This window comes from Mycobacterium sp. (assembly GCF_035623875.1).
GTDB lineage: Bacteria > Actinomycetota > Actinomycetes > Mycobacteriales > Mycobacteriaceae > Mycobacterium.
In genome coordinates, this window is sequence record NZ_DASPSP010000067.1 from 1 (window position 1) to 4,172 (window position 4,172).

Annotated in this window: 5 protein-coding genes and 2 pseudogenes; 2 read left to right on the forward strand and 5 right to left on the reverse strand. The window is 63.1% G+C overall.

All coding sequences use genetic code 11. The features are described from left to right. The 3 genes and pseudogenes from VEI45_RS05750 to VEI45_RS05760 form a co-directional block, all read right to left on the reverse strand. A pseudogene (locus VEI45_RS05750) lies at positions 1-198 on the reverse strand (hypothetical protein); the annotation flags it as partial. Positions 199-280: 82 nt separating this feature from the next. Then, on the reverse strand, positions 281-1,354 hold the full coding sequence (locus VEI45_RS05755; protein WP_324851002.1) for a dihydrodipicolinate reductase: 1,074 nt from the start codon (positions 1,352-1,354) through the stop codon (positions 281-283). A gap of 81 nt (positions 1,355-1,435) precedes the next feature. After that, the gene (locus tag VEI45_RS05760; RefSeq protein WP_324851004.1) at positions 1,436-2,410 is read right to left on the reverse strand and encodes a nitrilase-related carbon-nitrogen hydrolase; all 975 of its coding nucleotides are present in this window, start codon (positions 2,408-2,410) and stop codon (positions 1,436-1,438) included. A 260-nt stretch (positions 2,411-2,670) separates the two neighbouring features. Between VEI45_RS05760 and VEI45_RS05765 the strand changes: the two genes are divergently transcribed. Together VEI45_RS05765 and VEI45_RS05770 are read left to right on the forward strand one after the other, a co-directional pair. Further along, positions 2,671-2,979, forward strand: coding sequence for a hypothetical protein (locus tag VEI45_RS05765; protein WP_324851006.1), 309 nt, complete (start codon positions 2,671-2,673; stop codon positions 2,977-2,979). Between the two features lie 11 nt (positions 2,980-2,990). Then, complete coding sequence (locus VEI45_RS05770) at positions 2,991-3,383, forward strand: hypothetical protein (RefSeq protein ID WP_324851008.1); 393 nt, start codon at positions 2,991-2,993, stop codon at positions 3,381-3,383. Between the two features lie 26 nt (positions 3,384-3,409). Here VEI45_RS05770 and VEI45_RS05775 read toward each other — a convergent pair whose 3' ends face one another. Further along, a complete protein-coding gene (locus VEI45_RS05775; RefSeq protein ID WP_324851010.1) occupies positions 3,410-3,970 on the reverse strand; it encodes a cytochrome b in 561 nt (186 codons plus the stop codon). Then, a pseudogene (locus VEI45_RS05780) lies at positions 3,967-4,172 on the reverse strand (catalase); the annotation flags it as partial. The gene VEI45_RS05775 and the pseudogene VEI45_RS05780, both read right to left, overlap by 4 nt.

Here is a 4,172-nt window from a genome sequence, read left to right on the forward strand (position 1 = left end):
CACCCGATCGACGAAATCGCTGATCACCAGCCCCGGCTCGTTGAGCATCGGGTTCTCCGATGGCACACCGACTTCGGGTGGGCGCTGACGATACAACGTCAGCACCGGCCTACGGGTCACCGCCCGCTCGGCGGTCACCGCCGCCAAGTTGGTGGCCCCCACCGAGAGGCCTAACGCCGACCGTCCTACGTCAGCCATGTCGTCCAATCCGCAAGCATCGGCCACCAATTTATAGGTCGTCGTGGTTCTGCGAGGCACGCATCGGCATCGGCGCGGCCTTCTAACGAATCGTGCCGACCCCTGCGATCAACGGCAGATCGAGCGGAGTGACCCAGCCCGGCGAGAGTTCGTTGACGGCCGGCACCGCGTTGAGCGCACGCATCCCGGTGGCCAGACAACCGGCCGCGGCTGCGTCGCGGCCGGAGCCGTCGGTGAACCGGAATGCGGTCTCCTGGGAAATGCTCGGCGTGCCCTCGATGTCGACCCGGTAGACGTCGTCTTTGGTGCCTGCCGGCCAGTCCGGTGCCGCGTCAAGGCCGATGCGGTTGACGTGCTCGAGCTGGATGCGGGTCTGGCCTTTGTAGACGCCGTTGATAGTGAACCGGACCGCGGCCACATGTCCGGGCGGGATGATGCCCTTGGCCGTCTTACGTTCGTTGGGCGTCACCCACTTGTCCCATGTGGTGGTGATCTCGTCGAGCGTGATGCCGGCGGCGTGCGCGATCATCGGCACGGTGGCGCCCCACGCGAATATCAGCACATCGCGGTTCTCCAGGATTGGACGGAATTCGGGCTCGCGTCCGATGCCCATCTCGTTCTCGTAGTCGCCTTCGTAGTTGGTGTAGTCCAGCAACTCGGATGCCCGCACCCTGCGTACCTCGGAGCACACCCCCATCAGCGTCATCGGGAACAGGTCATTGGCGAAGCCCGGGTCGATACCGGTGGTGAAACACGACGACTCGCCCGACTCGCACGCTTCGGTGATCGGCTGGATCCAGTTCGGCGGATTCAGATGCATGGTCGGCCAGACCCACGGCGTCATCGACGTCGAGCACACGTCGATCCCGGCCCGGAGGAACCGCGTGATCAGCGCGATGTTCTCGTCGGCGTGCGCCGCGGTAGGGCCGTAATGGACCAACGCATCGGGCCGCAGCGCGATCAGCGCGTCGACGTCGTCGGTGGCGGTGATGCCGACGGATTCCGTCAGCCCGCAGATCTCGCCGACGTCGCGACCGACTTTCTTCGGGTTGCTGACGCCGACGCCGACCAACTCGAACAGCGGATGTTTGACGATTTCGGCGATCACCATCTTGCCGACGAAGCCAGTACCCCAGATCACGATCCGCTTAGCCATGCGCCACCTTCCCATCGACGAGTTTTCCTCACCGCGGCGATCCTAGAACCGTTAGGTCTTCCCTCGCGGCGATGTGGGTGGTTAACGCGGCGAATTTGTCTCGCCATCGGCCACGGCCGGCGAGCTGGGAACCCGGCTATGGACGTGGGCGGTGGGCGTGTGATCGACCAGCAGGCTGAGCAATTCGGGCCGGCTGTAGTGCCCGCTGGAATCCATGAACGCCTTGCGCTTATCAATCAAGCCAAAGTCAAGATCGGCTATCACCGCGCCTTCGCCGGACCGTAGCGAGTCACCGAGCAGCTCGCCTTGTGGGGTGATGATTGCGGTGAAGCAGCCACCCGATATCGGGCCCACTGGGCAGCCGGTGTCGGCCATGATCTGTTGTTGCTGGTCGGTATCCAGCCACGCCGTCGCGGCAACCACGAAGACGCCCGACTCGAGCGCATGGTTTCGCACCTGGATTTCGGTCTGTTGAGAGAACAAGTCGCCGAAGATCGATCCAGGGAACATCGCCGAATGGATCTGCTCGCCGTCGGCGATGAGCGCGTACCGGGCCAGCGGGTTGTAGTGCTCCCAACATGCCAACTGACCAACGCGACCCACCGCGCTGTCGACGGCGCGAAGTCCGCTGCCGTCGCCCTGGCCCCACACCATGCGTTCGTGGTACGTAGGGGTGATCTTGCGGCGACGCTGGATCAATGTCCCGTCGGCATCGAAAAGCAGCTGACTGTTGAACAGTGACCCACCGTCGCGTTCGTTTACCCCAACGGAGACCACCATTTCGGCATGTCGCGCGGCGTCGCCGATCGCGTCTGTGGCCGGCGATGGCACCGTGACCGCCTGTCCCAGCAACCGCATTTGCTCGGCCATCATTTCGTAAGGACGTTGTACAAACGAAAAGTACGGGTAATACGGAACGACGGTTTCCGGAAAAACCGCGAATTGCACTTCCCGCTTTGCCAATTCGTCGATCTTCGCGACAACGCGGTCCACCGTGCCTTCACGGCTGTACAACACGGGGCTCAGTTGAACGGCCGCGGCTCGAATCGTGGTCACAGCGCCCACCCTCTCGTGGTGTGTCGTGCGATGAGAACAGTGTGTGCCTCAAGCCAGCCGTTCGGGCCAGTTGTGCGCCAATCCTTCACTCGGTTGGAAACGTTGCAAAAGGCTGCCTTATGACGAATCATGAGCGTGCGCCAACCAGCAAGCTCACCGAGGGATTCCACGAGAGGCGCCGTATGACGTAGACGGGAAAGCCCTATTACCCGTCGTGGTTAGACAACCTTGCCGAAGACGTCACCTTGGAAGCCGCGGCAATGGACGGCACCGCGCACGGCGCCGACGATGTTCGTTCCATCCTGACCAGTGCCCGGCAGCTCTATGACCACCAGGAGTTCAATTACGCCGGTCCCTGCGGCGAAGACGGTTTCCTCGAGGACTATTCGAGTTCGGTCCGCGGCATGCCCACCTACGTTGTCGTCCGAGTCACCTTCAACGCAGCCGGGCAGACCGAGCGCGTCGTGGTGAACCACCGGCCGCGCAGCGCGATGCTGCAGTTTTCCCGTTTGATGCTTGAGAAGTTTTCCGGCACGCCCCATGCGAAGCACTGGGAAGGTACGCCCTAGGGAGGCAGACGATGGCGTCGACGTATTTGGGAAAGCCCTACTACCCGGCGTGGCTGGACAACCTTGCTGACGATGTAACCGGAGAAGGTCCGGCGTGGGAAGGCGCCATCCAGGGTGCGCAGGCGGTCCATGAAGTCGTGGTGGCCGCCCGCGAAATATATGAGTTCCAAGAATTTCACTACGCCGGGCCCTGCGGACAGAACAGCTTCCTCGAGGACTACACCTCAGCAGTGCGGGGCGTGCCCCTCTACGTCATCGTCCTGGTCGTCTACAACGCTGCCGGGAAGGCCCAGCGTCTGGTGGTGAACCACCGTCCGCGTAGCTCCGTGCTGGAGCTGTCCCGGGCGATGTTCGAGAGGTTTGCCGGAACACCGCTGGCCAAGCACTGGGAAGGCACACCTTAAGACAACTGATCTGGCGACCCGAGCTGTTAGTGAACGCGCCGTTTACCGGCCAATCGAAATGTCATCCTCTCGATCATCCGGTCCCGCAACGTCAATGTGTGCAGCAAAACCGCGGAAACGTGCGCGGCGATCGCGGCCATCAACGCATATGCGACGACCGAATGAACTTGCCGCAATAGCCAAAACAACTGCGCGTCAAACGGTGCGATGCGCGGGAGCCGAAATGAACCGAACACGACGATCGGTCCGCCCGCGGCCGAAACCATCGTCCAACCGATCAGCGGCTGGAGCAGCAGCAGCGCATACAGCGACAGCTCGGACAACACCACGATCTTGCGTTCCAGCGCGCCGACCGTAGGCGGCAGCGGCGGAGCACGATGGGTTAACCGGTTGACGAGGCGCACCAGCACTACCGCGAGGATGGTCACGCCCAGCGTCCGGTGGATCATGATCAGCGCGGAGTAGTCGCCTACCGAGTTCACCATCACGAATCCGATGAACAACGCGCAGAACACCAGGACGGCCGTCAACCAGTGCAGGACCCTGCTCAACGCCGTGAATCGGCCGGGTTCGAGCGCCCCGGTCACAGCGCGACCTTGTCGACCTGCACCGCCGGCGGGCTTCCGGTCTCGCCGGTGCGACGCCGGTACGACGCGGCGTAGACGGCCGATCGCGCGCTCAGCAGCGGATCATCGGACGGCTCGATCCCGGCGGGCAGCACCAGCGGATCAAAGTTGATGTCCCGCGCATTGCCCGACGCATCGGTTGCGACCGAGTCGAGCGTGAGCA

Coding starts and splice junctions, on each gene's coding strand:
- VEI45_RS05755 (WP_324851002.1), bottom strand. CDS start 1,354: ATGGCTAAGCGGATCGTGATCTGGGGTACTGGCTTCGTCGGCAAGATG.
- VEI45_RS05765 (WP_324851006.1), top strand. CDS start 2,671: ATGGACGGCACCGCGCACGGCGCCGACGATGTTCGTTCCATCCTGACC.
- VEI45_RS05770 (WP_324851008.1), top strand. CDS start 2,991: ATGGCGTCGACGTATTTGGGAAAGCCCTACTACCCGGCGTGGCTGGAC.